12 protein-coding genes and 1 tRNA gene are annotated in these 16,808 nt (G+C 48.1%); 5 read left to right on the forward strand and 8 right to left on the reverse strand.

What is annotated here, in order from left to right:
- Window positions 1-4,513 (reverse strand): hypothetical protein (locus CALK_RS04950; protein ID WP_034636865.1); only part of this gene is annotated, 4,513 nt, incomplete at its 3' end.
- A gap of 402 nt (window positions 4,514-4,915) precedes the next feature.
- Here CALK_RS04950 and CALK_RS04955 point away from each other — a divergent pair.
- Both CALK_RS04955 and nudC read left to right on the forward strand, forming a co-directional pair.
- Window positions 4,916-5,263, forward strand: coding sequence for a hypothetical protein (locus tag CALK_RS04955; protein WP_034636867.1), 348 nt, complete (start codon window positions 4,916-4,918; stop codon window positions 5,261-5,263).
- Complete coding sequence (gene nudC / locus CALK_RS04960) at window positions 5,260-6,081, forward strand: NAD(+) diphosphatase (RefSeq protein WP_022636565.1); 822 nt, start codon at window positions 5,260-5,262, stop codon at window positions 6,079-6,081. The genes CALK_RS04955 and nudC overlap by 4 nt, the downstream gene beginning before the upstream one ends.
- A gap of 58 nt (window positions 6,082-6,139) precedes the next feature.
- On the opposite strand, the gene CALK_RS04965 is transcribed toward nudC, so the two are convergent.
- The 5 genes from CALK_RS04965 to CALK_RS04985 form a co-directional block, all read right to left on the reverse strand.
- Window positions 6,140-6,610 carry a hypothetical protein gene (locus CALK_RS04965; RefSeq protein ID WP_022636566.1) on the reverse strand — a complete coding sequence of 157 codons (471 nt, stop codon included), beginning with the start codon at window positions 6,608-6,610 and terminating at the stop codon, window positions 6,140-6,142.
- Window positions 6,611-6,625: 15 nt separating this feature from the next.
- Complete coding sequence (locus tag CALK_RS04970) at window positions 6,626-7,531, reverse strand: mechanosensitive ion channel family protein (RefSeq protein ID WP_022636567.1); 906 nt, start codon at window positions 7,529-7,531, stop codon at window positions 6,626-6,628.
- Window positions 7,532-7,594: 63 nt separating this feature from the next.
- Window positions 7,595-9,595 (reverse strand): flavohemoglobin expression-modulating QEGLA motif protein, encoded by a 2,001-nt coding sequence (locus tag CALK_RS04975; protein WP_022636568.1) that lies wholly within the window; start codon window positions 9,593-9,595, stop codon window positions 7,595-7,597.
- Window positions 9,588-10,622 carry a glutathione synthase gene (gshB, locus tag CALK_RS04980; protein WP_022636569.1) on the reverse strand — a complete coding sequence of 345 codons (1,035 nt, stop codon included), beginning with the start codon at window positions 10,620-10,622 and terminating at the stop codon, window positions 9,588-9,590. The genes CALK_RS04975 and gshB overlap by 8 nt, the downstream gene beginning before the upstream one ends.
- A 214-nt stretch (window positions 10,623-10,836) precedes the next feature.
- A complete protein-coding gene (locus tag CALK_RS04985; RefSeq protein ID WP_022636570.1) occupies window positions 10,837-12,387 on the reverse strand; it encodes an Rne/Rng family ribonuclease in 1,551 nt (516 codons plus the stop codon).
- Window positions 12,388-12,666: 279 nt separating this feature from the next.
- Between CALK_RS04985 and recA the strand changes: the two genes are divergently transcribed.
- Window positions 12,667-13,668, forward strand: a complete 1,002-nt coding sequence (gene recA / locus CALK_RS04990) for a recombinase RecA (RefSeq protein ID WP_052569184.1) — start codon at window positions 12,667-12,669, stop codon at window positions 13,666-13,668.
- Window positions 13,669-13,727: 59 nt separating this feature from the next.
- Here recA and CALK_RS13145 read toward each other — a convergent pair whose 3' ends face one another.
- Both CALK_RS13145 and CALK_RS05000 read right to left on the reverse strand, forming a co-directional pair.
- Window positions 13,728-15,071, reverse strand: coding sequence for a hypothetical protein (locus tag CALK_RS13145; RefSeq protein WP_034636872.1), 1,344 nt, complete (start codon window positions 15,069-15,071; stop codon window positions 13,728-13,730).
- 134 nt (window positions 15,072-15,205) lie between these two features.
- Window positions 15,206-15,281, reverse strand: a tRNA-Asn gene (locus CALK_RS05000).
- A gap of 175 nt (window positions 15,282-15,456) precedes the next feature.
- Between CALK_RS05000 and CALK_RS05005 the strand changes: the two genes are divergently transcribed.
- Both CALK_RS05005 and dapB read left to right on the forward strand, forming a co-directional pair.
- On the forward strand, window positions 15,457-15,858 hold the full coding sequence (locus CALK_RS05005; RefSeq protein WP_022636572.1) for a hypothetical protein: 402 nt from the start codon (window positions 15,457-15,459) through the stop codon (window positions 15,856-15,858).
- Between the two features lie 110 nt (window positions 15,859-15,968).
- Window positions 15,969-16,799 (forward strand): dihydrodipicolinate reductase, encoded by an 831-nt coding sequence (gene dapB / locus CALK_RS05010; protein WP_022636573.1) that lies wholly within the window; start codon window positions 15,969-15,971, stop codon window positions 16,797-16,799.
- Window positions 16,800-16,808: the final 9 nt, after the last annotated feature.

Genomic DNA, 16,808 nt, shown 5'->3' on the forward strand with positions numbered 1-16,808 from the left:
GTGCCTTCTGCGGGCCGTCTTCAGCGCCCTTGTAGATGTAAAAATAGGTTCCTTCCGAAGAAATATCATCGGCAAGAGCCTCGCTGACATCAAAAAACAGCGTATCGCGATCACGATCTTCATCTTCCTGCAGACACATGACGCCTGTAAGGGCCGGGCCAACACGGTCTTCAATATGAACAGGGAGCTCAAAGAGGGTTCCGTCATTATAGAAACTGATAGATCCCTCTCCAGAAGCGGCACCGTCAAAATCAACTTCATCAATGTGTATCCGAACACGGTAATCAGTACGTGAAATAGCAATGTTGTCCGCGGAAAGGGTTTCATCCGTGCCGTTTACGGAGTAATTGATTTCGGTGATATGACTTTCGGTGAAGGGGTTGTCTCCGCCGCGGGAGATCTCAAAAAGATAGATGATACCGTCGCCGCGTCCGTCTCCCCGGGTATCCTCAAGATATCCTTCAACAAATTCCGGGTCATTATTTCCCTGCCGCTGGAAGGGGACCCACTGATTGTATTCTGCAGCAGGGTTTGGATTGTTGGCCATATCGCGGAGATCGCTCTCATGGACAATTTTGACCTCGGAGAAATTTTCCAGAGCCCGGGCAGCAAAGAATACCGTAAAGAAATCATCCTCACGGGATATTTCTTCCGCTGCAAGGGCTGTGCTGTCACCGGGATTGCCGCGAAAGGCCAAATAGGTGCCGTTGTTACTGAGGTCGCTTACGGCTTCCGTAAAAGCCACCTGAAAGGTATCCACCTGGTTGTCCTGACGCGGATCGGGAATACGATAGAGGGGTAGCTGATTTTCTTCTTCCACAGCGGGACCCACGGCATCAGTGATATTTGTCGCAAGACGATGCGTTGCGCCGTCGGGTTTTTCAAAATAGATAATTCCCTGGCCCGTGGCATCACCGGGGAAATTATCCACAGGGAGGGAAACCGTTACGGTATCCGCGTCCCGGGTAATCTCCAAATCATCCCAGGGGAGGGTTTCGTCCACCCCATCAATGGAATAACTCACGGTGGTTACATGCTCCTCCGTGAAGGGATCGTCACCGCCCTGGGAGAGCGCGAATTCTTTTATAATGCGATCTCCCCGCCCGTCACCGACGTTGTCTTCAAGATATGCTTCAATAAATTCGGGATCGTTATTTCCCTGCCGATCAAAGGCAACCCACTGGTTATACTCCTCTGCAGGATTGGGGTCTTCCGCCCTGTCGCGGAGGGCGGATTCGCTATTAATTTTTACATGGGTAAAATCACTGAGACTTTCTGCGGGAAAAAGGGCGGTGTATATACCCCCTGTTTCGCTTATTTCAGTGGCTTCAAGGGTGGTGCTGTCTCTGTCGTTCCCGCGAAAAGCCAAGATTGGTTCTCCAGCTGCAAAGCCTGTTATGGGTTCGGTAAAAGCCAGCTGAAAAGTATCCACCTGATCTTCTTGGGAAAGATCCGGTATACGATAGAGGGGAAGATCATCTCCCTCTTCCACGGCTGGTCCAACGCGGTCATCCACGGGACCCGTAAGCTCAGTCTTTTCTCCGTCTTTGTTGAAAAACACCGTGGCAATACCCGTGGCATCACCGGAAATATCATCGGTGTCGATGATAATACGTACTGTGTTGCCTGCTGTCTCAATGGTTACTTCACCATCATCGGGCTGCACAGTTACATCCTGTCCGTCTATTTCGTAGGTGACATGGGTGATATGGGTGTGGTTGAAGGGGTCATTTCCGTTGGCAATCTCAAAGAGATAGAATATCTGGTCTCCCATACCATCCCCTTCAGTATCCTGGTGATAGGCTTCGTCAAATTCCGGATCGTTGTCACCGATGCTTCGTATGGGTCGCCAGAGATTATACTCTTCGGCACTGTTGGGTTCTTCTGCGCGGTCGCGCACGGGACCTGCGGGATTAATACGCACAGAATCGTAGGGCAAAACAGTGTGATGATCAAAGATAAAGGTATACTCGCCGTTTTCTTCGCGTACTTCCCGGGTGGTGATATTTTCTGTGTTTCCGTCCATATCCTTAAAGGAGAGATGGGCTTCATCACTGTTGAGATCGGCAATGGGTTCGGTAAACTGCAGGAGAAGTGTATCCTCTTCGGTATCGTTTGCCGGCATATAATATGTTGGCTGGGGAGTACGGCGGAGGGCAGGACCCACACCATCGAGAACAGAGCCACTGATTTCTCCTGACGGGTAGGAAAGAAGAACCCTGCCCACTCCATGTCCATCGCTTAAATCGCTGTCCGTAAGGGTGAGGATATTGTTCGTCAAATCAGCGTTATCAGCGGAGGTGATAGTAGTAGGTTCCGGCCAGGAATATCGGGGATCATCAAAGGAGTCAAGGGGATCGGCATGGGGAGAGGAGGACTCTTCCAGGGTTACTTCAATAACATCAGCCATGCCATCACCGGATATGTCACGGGCCCAGGCTTCCCGTATGTGCGGTTCCGGTGGTGTTTCCCAGTAGAGAGAAAAGGTGTCTATGACGGCATTGTAATTTCGATCAAAGCCCCGCACCCATGCCTGTACAACATCGCCACCGGCAATGTCTTCCACTTGTTCACGGGGAATGCGGACCTCATAGGTTGCAAAGAGGGTATCCCCTGAAACAAGATGGGCGTCATGCCATGAGTCCCAGTTTCTATCGGCTGTCCATTGTACGGTTTCAAGGGAGTCAATATCAATATAGGTTTTATCCTCTATTTCCATGGTTATGATGAGCATGTCATTTTCAACGCGTCTTCCCGCATGGCGAAGATGAGGATATATCGAATCGATAACCGGACCATCGTAGTCTTCAATCACACTGTATCGAGAAAAACGATCAACCCAGGTGACAAAATCGGAGTTGGTCGGTGTGGGAAAGCGCAGATCAATGTCTCCCTTTACCACGCGCATAAGGGCAAGGAAATCATACCGGAAGGATATGGCTCCTTCGTCGCTGAAGGGCCCCTGGTTGTTGAGGATATCATAGGCAGTGGTCACTGTTTCCCATATGTCAATGCGTTCCTCATCGTTCAGATCAAAGTGGTGGAGTATTCCCGCTGCGCCAAGCTGACCATTTTCCGGCTCTCCTCCATCTCCAAAGAAGAACCACTCAACATGTTCCAAGGTGATGGGGTAATCAAAAATCTCCTTGTCTCCTCCATTGGCAACGGAATTTCTACTCCCCTCCTGCAGAGGGTTCACCGCCCGATAAACAAGCTCAATATAATCATTTCCCAAATCATCTCCGGTGATATTTGGATTGTGCATATGCGTTTCCATGAGGTTGTTCAGAAAGTCATCGATGGAATTGCGTCCACCGTTCCACATGGCAAGAAACATCTTGGCAGCCATCTCCCGATCTTCAGCATTGCGAAAGGCATAGTCAGCATAAAACTGGGTTGCATTGAAAAAGAGCTCAAAACTGTACCAAAAATATACCGAATTAATGAGTTGTGCATTTACGACCTGCGGAGAATTGCCCACGCAATCATTCGTACCGGGGGTCGTGGCATATTTTGAAGAATGCGTATAGGTTTCATCAAAGGGAAAGTAGCGACGATATCCTCCCCAAATGACATCCTGATAGGTGGGTTCTTCCCAGTGATTGGTTCCCATTTCCGTATCGACGTTTGCCGTATGATACGCCGATATTCCCGAGGGAGTTGCTCCGGCACCGGTTTCCCAATCGGTTATGTTTTCTGCTCTTTCCAGCCCGGCCATACTTTCGTTGGTGGCAGAGGCCAGCATCAGTTGATAATCAAGATTGAAATATTCCGGTACCATGGCCAGCCCCATGGCATACATCGGTCCGGGTCCCCAGTCGGGGTGCTGCTGCCCCATAATAAAGGGGTTGAAAAAGACCCATTCTCCGTTTTGTTGGAACACCTCGGTTTCACACATCTGAATTTGCCAGAGGGCAGAGTCGGCTTCCTGATCATACCAGGTATTAATTACACCTGCACTCACAGGGCCGCCCCGTTCGCCTAAGAGCGTATCAGGAATATAAATATCAGGGTCATAAAACCAGTCCTGCTGTACCAGTATACGTAAGGAGTCAATACTTAAACTGTCAATGTCAAGAAACCGCCTTTCTCCGGAAAAGGACCCTATTTTCACCAGCCACTGCTCGTCCCGCGGGTTCCAGTCGGTGTCTGTATCGTCCCATGCGAGATTGGGATTTATGGAGAATGAGCGGGCTTCCCCAGGATTAATATTGCGGTTATTTGCTGCTCCTGAAAGTTCAATCTCCCAACGGGAATGATTTTCCCTTGTATTACCATCGTCAATTTCTGTGGGCGTACGCAGGGGATCAAAGGCCACAGGATTTGTGACACGGTCAGTAATATTTGCACGGAACCCACGGACCATCCAGGAATTTATGGTATGATTTTCTATTTGTGCAGAGCCATTTTCCCGCCCCACCCAATCATTTGTTTGGTGCAACACCAAACCGTTTGAGAAAACGGTACTCACACAGACAAAGAAGCTGAAAAGGAACACCTGTTTTATAGACATATGGCACCTCCCCTGTGAAGAAGGCTAAGTGGTACCACACGCTCTGCAAACAGAACGGCCGTGCTTTCAGAAATATGCGAACAAATGACGTAAGTGTCCCCACCACAAGAGGGCACTCCCCATGGAGCGTTCAGAAACATAAATGTTCTCCTTGTTAATACATACCCGGTCCCCACCAGTATGTACATAATATACCTTATTTTTATGAAAAAACTGCACATTTCAAGTCACCAGTTTCTAAAAAAAGCTCTTTTTTTCCTCTGCGAGACCTGTATGGGAAGATCTCTGCGTGCATACTGCCCTTCCGAGTATCACCAACAAAGAAGGATGGGAGGGAAGAGCCCATTTCAAACCGGGGCACAACATATTTTGATATGTATGCTCAATATGAAGGGATATTGCATGACCATACTACGCGGCTTGAAAGACACCGCCCTTGCCCTGGGCATAAAGGGCATGGGCAAGAAGTATCTTGCCCATATAGGCCATATTACCACCTGTGAGGTTACAACCGCTGAAAAAAGATGTGCCCTCCAGATTGCCCTTGCTGGAGAACCACACCCTATACGCCTCTCTCTTTCCTATGATCTCCGGGAACACCGCGGATCCTCAAGGGCTGAAGACACGCTTATTCTTACTCAGTGCACCGCATCAAAAGAGTGGATGGAAACAGTAGCACAGAACTACCTCTGTAATCGCTCCATTCCACTCACCGGATCCCTTCGTCATCTATCGGTGCTGTTGCGATGAGTAGCCACGAATCTCCCCCAACCACCTGGTATCTCTTTCACGAGAACACCCTGTTCCTGACAGAGGAGGGGACCCTCCCCACTACCCGCGATGCACGACCGCCCATTCCGGTGGTGCTCCATGAGCCCGTGGTGTGGAGTCAAGAGCAGCAGCGATGCGGAGAGATAGCCTCCTCCCTATCAATTCCCTCTGGGTGGACTCCCATATCACTTCGGGCGGTGTATTCACAGTTCTCACACCGGGAGGCGGCCCTTGCAGGACGAGCCTTTCAAATAAAAGAGTGGGCAGTACAACATCAATTTTGTGGGCAGTGCGGGGCCCCCACCAACCGAAGCCGTACGGAGTATGCCGCCCTCTGTTCACACTGCAATCGCCGCTACTACCCACGAATATCCCCGGCAATCATTGTTGCCATCTCCCGAGAAGATACCATACTTCTTGCCCATAACGCCCGCTTTCCCCAAAATCGATACAGCCTTATTGCCGGATTTATGGAGCCGGGGGAAACCCCTGAGTTGACCATCCGGCGTGAGGTGCATGAAGAAGTGGGAATCACCATTGATTCAATTTGCTATGTTGCAAGCCAATCCCATCCCTTTCCTGACTCCCTCATGCTAGGATTTACCGCTCGGTATGCAGGTGGGACGATCCGTCCCGACGGAAGGGAGATACTCCATGCCGACTGGTTTGATAGAGAAGACCTTGCCACGGTGGACCTCCCGTCTCGGCGAGCCCTTTCCCGTGCCTTAATTGAATGGGTGATGTATAGGGATGTAGCAGCTCTCAGCCCGTTTCAACAGAAAAATCGCCCCTTTTAAACAAAAAAAAGCCTTCTTCCCGGAGGAAGAAGGCTCAGAGTAAGGTAAAACGGAGCAATTACTGCACGTTTTCAATTTTCCATGTATCACCTTCAAGAACCATGGTAACATTGTGGGTTTCCCCATCGTCACCTGCTACAGCAAGCACAGCAGAATCTTCATCCACCTCTTCTGAAATCACCTCTCCTTGAATAAAGGAGGCGGCATTTTCTTCCGGAGTCCCCTGACTCATGAGGGTAATAAAAATCTCCCGACCATCCTTGCCCTCTAAGCTCTCAAAAAGCTCGGCATTCTCATCATCTTCTTCCATCATGGCGCTCATCTGCACCATCATCTCAAAGATCTCGCTCATTTCTTCCTGAGATTTCTCCGAATACGCATCAAAGACCTCACCATACTCCCCCTCTTCAAGAGAGCGCAAGAGCTGATTAAAACTACCTGTCGGGGTAGAGGTGTCAACATCGGTGGACTCTGTACATGCAACAAAGAGAAACATACACGAGAACACGAGGGCCATACACAATTTCATACTATCTCCTTATAATTACGACTCATTGGCTATTTTTAAACTTTCAATCTCACTCCCCCAGTATACCGTGCGATGCGGAAAGGGAATTTCAATATTATGCTCATCGAAGGCCCGTTTCAACCGACGACGATATTCACGGGCAGTCTTCCACTGTTCAATAGGACGGGTTTTAATACGTAAACGAATATCTATAGCACTATCTCCAAAATTATCAACCCCCATAATTTCTATGGGTTCTAATATGGCTGGTCCAAACTCCTCATCTTCGGCAAGTTCTTCTCCCACGGTCCGCATTACATCCATGACCGCATCAAGATCTTCCTTATACGCAACCCCAATAGTTAACACCGCCGCAGACCACTCCTTTGTAAGATTGGAAAAAGAGTTGATCTTCCCATTTTGAAACACATGGACAACCCCAGACACATCTCGTAGGACAATGGTACGCAGGCCAACCTGTTGCACCAACCCACCCGTGCCGTTGATATTCACCACATCGCCCTTGCGAATGTGATTTTCCATAAGAATAAAGAAACCGGAGATAAAATCACGAACCAACTCTTGCGAACCAAAACCAAGACCCAACCCGATAATCCCCGCCCCGGCAATGAGGGGGGCAATATCAACCCCAACTTCTTTGAGAATTAACATGCCCGCAATGGCAAAAATCCCAACCTTTACGAGGGATTTTAGGATACCCAGCAGGGTTTCAAGGCGTTTTTCCTCTTCTCCCTCGTTGCTCGATGATCCGTGGGTCATATTTTTTAACACAATCGGATAGAGACGACTAATTACGCTCCGACTCAGGCGAATAGCCACCCAGCTGATAATACAAATGAGAATAATCATTGGAAGGGTACTGATACTCCACTGCACAATTATATCAGAATACTCCCGTACCATTTCCTGGTATGATTCCATGGTCAATCCTCCATTCTCACACTTTCCTAGTAAAGTACGTTACGTACACATGCATGTACAAGATTATTTTAATCCCTCCAGGATATACTGAAATATGGGATTGTTTTCTTTCTCTCGCGGTTCCTGAAGCCAGAAAGGGAGATATTCCGGTTGTTGCAGCATTTTCCGGTCGAGTAACTCAGCCGTGGTCTTATAGTATTGTCGGGAACATTTTCCTACAAAAAGCGGGGTCAAATCTACCCCATCCTTCCACAGGGAGTAGAGCTGGGTAAACCCGGAAAGATAAAGAAAATCCTTGGTGAGCCCTCCACCGCGAAAGACCCGGGTGGTTGTGGTAAAAGCATCCTTGGGGGCTACATTGTATTGGTCCACAAGATGTTCAAAGGTGGTCTTAAAATCAGCGCCATTACAAATATCATATACGGCGATCACCCTCAGAGCTAACTTTTTTAATCGTCTCATGGTGAGATTACCCGAAAGATACTCCCCCAATACAGCAAGCCCCTCCTGCGTCTTTGTGTTGACAGGCAGGCCGAGACGGAAGAGGTGCAGGGGCTGCACCGCGGCATTGATGGTGGTTACCATATGTACCCCAATTTCATGGTGCACCAGATACCGAAGCTCACGACGGGTAAAACGGGCGTCCTGTTTCACCACCACCTTTTTGTCACGATTAATTACCATTACATCGGACACCACATTTTTTTGAATATCACACACCCCACGAAATCCATAGCGATCAAACTCTTCTTCAAAAACCCGTTTTGCCTCGGCGCTATCAAAGGATGGTTCAGGCCGTTCTTCCTCTGCAATGGGCGGCAACATAAGAAGATACCGGGCATTTTCCAAATCTCGCTCCGTGGGTTCTCCAAAATACCGAAGAGAATTGTAGAGAAAATCATCCTGATCCCGCGTTGCAATCATATCTATCTGATCATTAAACCCTTGTATCGAAGCGGCATAGAGCTCTTGCAAAGCAAGGTCAGTCAGTTTTTCCACGGGAAGATTCAACAACTCCCGTTTTAAGAGGAACGCATCAATCTGTATTTTTCGATACCGAAAGGAGGGGTTGTTTCGATAGCCACTCCGGAAAAAGGCACTTCGTTCACTGCGCATATTCACTGGATTCAGAAGGGAGAGCAGCTCAAAACGGCGAAGAGCAGAAAAGAGCCGTCGGTCAATCTGCACAAGATGCTGTTCCGGTTTCTCAGAGAGAAGGTGGTGCTTCTTTGTTTTGTTCCAGGTTGTCATTGTTTCAGCAAACTCATAGGCCATATCAATACAGGCTCGATGCAGCTGAAGCTTCAACTCACGTATTACTTCGGGGTAGCTTTCACCGCTTTTTTCATCACAATACACCTTCTTAATTTCCGTTGCAAGAACCAAGCTGCGAGGAAAATTCTCTCGAATATACCGCAGGGCATACCCACGCCCAAAAAAGACATCGTTTACGGCACACCCCGATTCATTGGCGATGCAACATTGAGAAAGGCGGTTTTGCCACGCCGTAACCATGGAACCAAAGGTTTCTGTATCAACGTGTTCACTGCCAATATTGAATAAGGGAACAGGCCGATTCCACCGCTCATAGTTGTAGGAGTGGATATCAAAGACAAGGACACGACCGAAGCGCTCTTCCAAGACAGCGAGAATCCCCGAAAGAAGTTGATAATACTGTCTGTGTTTTGCCACGGTTTCACGGCGCTCTTTCTCAGTCAGCTCCTGTCTCCACACGTGTTTTCCCCAAGCTACATCGTAAATGCACTCTTCTGGAGATCTATTTAAGTCATACTCAAAACGGGAATCAAGACCGGTGAGGGTAATGGGAAGAGAGTCGATACAGTCTCCAGTATAGGGGTCTTCTTCATACCAGCGCTCATACTCGGAAAGAGCCGTTTTTGCCACAAGAGACGGGCGCATACGGTTGCCGTTATGTATCGCCATGGCGATACAGGGCACATACTTGGTAACACGAATACGCACGGATTCATCCAAGGTACAGGCGGAGAAATGTTCCCCCGCACGCACCTTCTGAACTATCTCCGCCACGGAAAGCCTACGCATTTTTCACCTGCTCTTTCAGGGCCACCTTTCGCTCAGACAACTTCTTCTCGTAGTTGGTTACATCCTCAATAAAATTGATAATATCTTCCTGCAACTTACACTTATTGAGGTGATTAATATTGACAATCCCTCCGGGACTCATCACATTTACTTCAATCAGCTTTTCTCCAATTAAGTCAAGACCAACAAAGTAGAGCCCGTCCTGTACCAGCTTCTTTCCGATACGCCGACACAACTTCAACTCCCCCTTACCTAAGACATGCTTTTTCACCGATCCCCCCACAGAGAAATTTGACCGGGGGTCATTTTTGGGGGGAACACGCCGCATAGCGCCCAAGGGCTCTCCATTTAACATAAGTACCCGAACATCACCGTCTTCAGCCCCCTCAACATACTCCTGCAGTATCACATAGTTTGAGGTCCCACCGGAAATACCGTCGATGTAGAAATCTAAGAGGGAGTTGATATTTTGCCGCGCACTTTTCTCAATGACAATAACCCCGCTTCCCCCAAACCCGTCCAGGGGCTTCATAATCATCTTTTCCCCGTCATGCTCATCAATAACCTTCTTCAAATACTCCTTGTTTTTTGACACATAGGTGGCAGGAATCAAGTTGTAGTCTGGGTCGTAATACGATGCCGTGTACACCTTATTATTTGCCTCCCGGAGGCCTTCAACGCTATTCAGAATGAAGACATTATTTTTTACAGAGTCAAGGAAATTAAGGATGAAGGAATCCATGGGAGGATTATCCCGCATAAATATGGTATCAAACCCTTCAAGGGGAAGCATGTGTTTTTTAAATTGTGCATGCTTATAAAAGGATACAAAATTTTTTGAAATAGTCTCCGTCTTTTCAAAGGTCTCACAGAACGCCATGGTAATACAATCACGGATTGTTAAATTCTTCGGCGTTGTTATAGAAACGGTGTGTCCCCGCTTTACAGCTTCATGAATAATGCGCAGGGTAGAGTCTTTCTTTGGATCCACCGCGTCCCAGGGATACATTATGAAACAAATATCCATACAAAACCTCTCAGATATTGGTATTTGTGCCGCTTAGTATAGTATATGTTTCTGCCCGTGCGCGCGGTATTTTTTTATCCTTTCTTTTTTTCAAATAGAAAGGATTTCTGGGAAAAAAACCTCCCTATTCTTTGCGCGCTCCCAATTCCCGAGTATTACCCATAAAAAAAAGGCGCCCCACGGGGACGCCGAAAAGACACCTCTATGAACGAGGTTAAATATGTTTTTCCGTAATGGGATCTGTTTTCCCCAGAGGGTATACCTCAAACTCATCTTGATCAAGATTATAGTCGGCCACAATACGTAGTCGGAACCCGTGTTGTGACTCCAGATCTTCTATCATGGTTTTTTCCTTATCCAGAAGGTAGTCCGAGGCACCCAGGGGAACATTGATAGAGAGACGACGGGCAATTGTGTCATCGGCGGCAGCCCTATGAAGCCATCGTTCAATGCGTGTTGCTAAGGTGGCCGGAGAAAAGACACGCCCAAGACCGGAACAGGCAGGACACACATCGGTGAGAAGCTCCTGTAGCTCTGGACGAACCCGTTTCCGTGTAATTTCCATGAGACCAAATTTTGACAGACGGGTCAGATTCGTTGTGGTAGTATCCTTATCAAGAACAGCCCGCATCGTTTCTTCTATCTTTTTTCGATTGCGCGGGTTCTTCATATCGATAAAGTCAACCACAATAATACCGCCGATATCTCGAAGACGAAGCTGCCGACCAATCTCATAACATGCAGCAAGGTTTGTCTCAAAGACAGTGTTTTCAAGATTGTTGCTCCCCTTATTTCGCCCTGTGTTGACATCAATAGCGATCAGCGCTTCTGTATGGTCAAAATACAAATACCCACCATTGTGCAGCCACACCTTCCGTTTGATAGACTTATCCAGGTCTCGCTCAATATCAAAGGCATCAAAGAGGGGAATATCACTTTCGTAGTGGGAAATGCGCTCCACCATTTCCGGCGAAACCTTTTCCAGATAATCCACGACTTCTTCATAATCAGCCGAACTGTCCACGATAATCTCCTGCACATCCCGTGAAAAAAGATCGCGCACAACCTGCGTCACAACCCCGCGTTCAGTGTAGAGCTTTTTCGGACCAATTCCCTCCAAGGCAGCTGTTTGAATTGCATGCCAGCTATTCACCAAGGTTTGAAGCTCCTTGCGAATATGGTCGGAGGAGACACGTAACCCAATGGTACGAACAATACACCCCAGCCCGGGAGGAAGCATGGACCGAACAATCTTTTTGAGCTTTCTTCTGTGATTTTCATCCTCTGTCCGTTTTGAGACGCCTATCATGTGTGAATCGGGAACCAGGACGACAAACCGACCGGCAAGGCTGATTTGCGTACTTAATTTCGGGCTCTTATCACTAATGGGCTCCTTAATTACCTGCACCAAGATCTGCTGCCCCTCTTCAAGAACATGCTCAATAGGTACAAGGGGAATATTCCGTTTGTTCTTATGGGATCGATTGAGATACGCATCCACACTTTTTTTTGCTCCCCCACGGCCTTCGGGTAACAGAGTGGGGTCCACGTCGGAAATATGCAGAAACCCGTTCTGCCCAATCCCGATATCAACAAAGGCAGACTGTATCCCCGGTACGATTTTTGTGACGGTGCCCCGGTAAATATTTCCCAGAATACGTTTGCTGTCTGGCTGTTCAACCACAAGTTCAACCACACGCCCCTCTTCCAAGAGGGCCGCTCGTTTTTGTGTTGTTGAAGAGCTCAATATGATTTTCTTAGACATATATACCTTTTGATTAATTTATATGCATTTATTGTTCGATAAAAATATATTCACAGAAGAGAAAATATGCGATTATTTTACAGAATCGCCGGGATGGTCCTTGGCCATGGGAAGAGCAACGGGGACAGGGAAAAATGACCTCACGCCATGAAGAGACACCACAAGTCACTCAGTAAAGCTATATTACAATAGATACAACATGAAAGGGGTGAATATGGCACCACGAAAGAAAAAAACGGGGCAGTAAACCCCGATAAGGCCGCAGCAATTACTGCAGCCATGAGTCAGATAGAAAAAGAGTATGGCAAGGGAGCAATCATGCGTCTTGGCGATGACGGGATGGAGCGGAAAAGTATCTCCACCATCTCTACGGGGTCTCTCTCCCTGGATATCGCCCTTGGTGTTGGCGGCATACCTCGGGGACGAGTTGTGGAGGTATACGGGCCTGAATCATCCGGTAAAACAACCCTCTGTCTTCATGCCATTGCCAATGCGCAGAAGCAGGGAGGAACGGCCGTACTGATTGATGCGGAGTATGCCTTTGACGCAGACTATGCGCAAAATCTGGGCGTTGATGTGGATAACCTTCTTGTATCCCAACCAGACACGGGGGAACAGGCCTTGGAAATTGCCGACACCCTGGCCCGAAGCGGGGCCGTTGATATCATCGTCATCGACTCTGTGGCAGCCCTGGTTCCACAGGCTGAAATTGAAGGCGAAATGGGTGATTCCCACGTGGGGCTGCAAGCACGTCTGATGTCTCAGGCCCTGCGAAAAATAACCAGTGTTGCCTCAAAATCAAACACCACGGTTGTGTTTATTAATCAGCTTCGCATGAAAATCGGCGTCATGTTTGGAAATCCCGAGACCACCACTGGGGGAAATGCCTTAAAATTCTATTCTTCCGTGCGTATTGATATCAGACGAATTGGGGCAATAAAACAGGACACGGATGTAACCGGAAACCGAACCCGTGCCAAGGTGGTGAAAAACAAAACGGCTCCCCCCTTTAAGCAGGCTGAATTTGATATTATGTATGGACAGGGAATTTCCTATGAAGGCGATGTCCTTGACCTTGCCACAGAATCAAACATTGTTGACAAGAGTGGCGCATGGTACTCATATAACACTGAACGTATTGGTCAGGGGCGAGAAAAGGCCAAGCAATTCCTTTTGGAAAACCCGGATATGCTCGCAGAAATTTCCAAGAAGGTGAAAGAGGAGTTTGGTCTTCGTGAAGAAGATGCCCCCACCTCCTCGGAGAACTCCGCCGAAGCATAATTCATCATGACAGGCCGGTTCTATCTCTCAACGACAGAACCGGCTCTCCCAAAAAGAACCTATTCCCTGGGTCGAAATGGTTGTGTTGCTGCTGTACGCGTGCGTAAATCACCCCGTACGTAGGTTTCAACTGTATGCACCCGCTCCTTTTCAAACAAGGTTTCATTCATATACACCTTGTTTGTCATGGTTCGCGTAATAGAGAGCTCCTCATTTTCAATGGTATAGCGCGTTTCCAATAACAGCTCTATGGAAAAAAACTCCTCGGAGAAAGTACTGTCGATGCTCCAGCCGGGGCCATATATATGCGTAGTACTAACACTGTCAACATACGCTTCTTCTATGGTAAAAGCGGGGCCGGTGCGAGGATCCTCAATGACCCGCTCATTCTCTTCAACCGTATCCTCGTCAACAATGAGAAGATCGTACTCGTGGGAAAGATGCCACTCATAGGAAAACAGCTGACTTCGCGGGGTATCTCCATGGTCATCATCTCCATGGTCATCATCTCCATGGTCATCATCTCCATGGTCATCGTCCCCATGGTCATCGTCCCCATGGTCATCATCTCCATGGTCATCGTCCCCATGGTCATCGTCTCCAAAGGGGAAATCTCCTTCATAGAGCTCTAACACAAGGGTATCCGGTAACGGAATATCTCCGACCTGATCCAAACCCAAGGTGAGGTGGTCACCCTGGCGAGCGTAGGAAAGAGCGAGAGAATCCCCTCGGATTTGCGTGGCAGAAACCGTGGAGATAGAAAATGTCTCCCACTCAGGATCATCAGTATGCAACTGGTGAATTCGCACCCACTCTTGCGAAAACTCCAAGCCAATTCGCGGTTCATCGATATGCATGGTATCACCGTGCTGAATCTCCTTTCGGGGAAGCCAATTTCCTACAAAAGAGAAGGAGTCCTCGTGGCCATGGTCATCATCAATCCAGTTATCCGGTGGCACAGGCCCATCATAAGGAAGCAGATGCACCGTACGAGAGAGTTCACCATCATCGGTGTGAGCAACTTGATGGAGGATTAGCTTATCACCGCGAAAGGAAAACTCCGTCACGTCCCCCGCTCCCTCGGGAAGCGTAAACAAGGCTTCTCCATACAATGCATCTTCGCTAATGCTATCAAGGGCAATACTCTCAGATCGATACTCACCGCCTTCCAGGACATGCACTACCACCTTCGATTCAGAGATCTGAAGTATCTCCGTGGTATCTTCTATATGGATGGTGTCTGAAAGAGTACCATACTCCTCCACGATTGAAACAGTATACCAATCTGAGTCAAGCAGATCCGACCGTGCAGAATCATCCCCCTGCGGCCCCGTGGGATCACTATCGCTGGAACAGCCAAAGAGCACAACAAAAAAGAAAATATACCAAATATACGTTTTCATAGAACCCCCAAAATAAACATTGTTTATACATATAGTATACATTCGACACAGGGCGCAGTCAAGGAACGGAGATAAAAAACAGAGCAGACGTATAAAAGGGGTATAAAAAAAGGCCCCGCTGATGCGGGGCCATATGGCTGGAGTGGAGGGACTTGAACCCCCGACCCAGTGGTTAACAGCCACTTGCTCTGCCGACTGAGCTACACTCCAGTATCGAAATAACGCCCATAATATACGTGAGGAAAATGGAGGAGTCAAGTTTTTTTACGTTTTATTTATCCCCGTCAAAATTGCGCGCAGAAACTCTTTTTTGTGCAACTGTGTTGACAGGAGACTATTTTATATGTATACTATTGTTTTGTGACCCGTGAGGAGTAACTGTATCATGAAGTCTTTCTCTCTAAAATGTGTCCTGCTGTGTTCATTACTGTTACTATTCTTTGGCTGTGATGAAGTGGGCTTTACCCGCAACGAAGTAACCTTCGTGAATAAATCAAATTCTCCCAATATCACGGTGCTCTTTCGTGCAGAAGAGTATTCCCTTTCTCCTGGTGAAGAAGTAACCATTGAGGGAGTACCACGTGGCTCATACAGTTTCTCCACGGAATATGTTGTTCCTGCAGATGAGGTGGGCGATGCAGATATTGATGGCACCGTAAGCTTTGAAACAAACACCACAAAGGTACGCGTCACGTACAACTCAAATACGGAAATGGAAACCGATGATGATGGAAATACCACTTCAACCTTTCATATCTGGGCTCTAACCAGTAGTACGGACGGCTAACAAGACCGATACATAAAAAATTCAACAGGGGAGCCGTTGCGGCTCCCCTGTTGTTTCTCCGTGAAAACTGACGGGGCATAAGATATATTTCCCTTCAACGAGGAGGATACATGATTGTAATGGTAAACGGCCTACCCGGCAATATGGCAAAGACCGTCATCACCGCTGCAGTGCAGCGGGGAATTGAAGTACTCCCCTACTCCCTAACAGGGGCAGATGTACGGGAAGACACAATTACCCATGAAGGAATACACTTTTCCCTCTTACACCCCGATACGCGGGATACTGCCATGGAGGAAATTCTTAAAGATACCCCGGAGTTTATCTCCGTTGACTACACCCACCCCACTGCGGTAAATGACAATGCCACATTCTATATCCGCCATTCTCGCCCGTTCGTCATGGGCACCACCGGTGGAGATCGAGAAAAACTCCATAAAGATGTCTCTGCGGCGGGACTATCTGCGGTTATCGCCCCCAATATGGCAAAACAAATCGTGGCGCTTCAATATATGCTTCAAACCATGGCAAAAACCTTTCCCGATCTGTATAAAGACTACACCCTCTCGGTGGTAGAAAGCCATCAGAAAACCAAGGCAGACACGTCGGGTACTGCCAAGGCAATTGTAGACAGTTTTAATAAAATGGGAATTCACCCCATTACCCCCGAGGCAATTGAAAAGATTCGTGAGGATGCTCCCGCACAGGAACGCCTCGGCGTGCCCGCAGAGTACCTATCAGGCCACGCCTTCCACACCTATCGCGTGGTCTCCCCCGATGACACCGTGGCCTTTTCCTTTTCCCACAATGTTTGTGGGCGCTCTATCTACGGGGAAGGCACCATGGATGCTGCCGTGTTCCTTCAAAAACAGATAGAGGCCGGCACCGCTGAGCGAGTGTTTTCCATGATCGACGTACTCCAATCAGGTACCATGCAATAAGGAGCAACA

It is taken from the genome of Chitinivibrio alkaliphilus ACht1 (assembly GCF_000474745.1).
Taxonomy (GTDB): Bacteria; Fibrobacterota; Chitinivibrionia; order Chitinivibrionales; family Chitinivibrionaceae; genus Chitinivibrio; species Chitinivibrio alkaliphilus.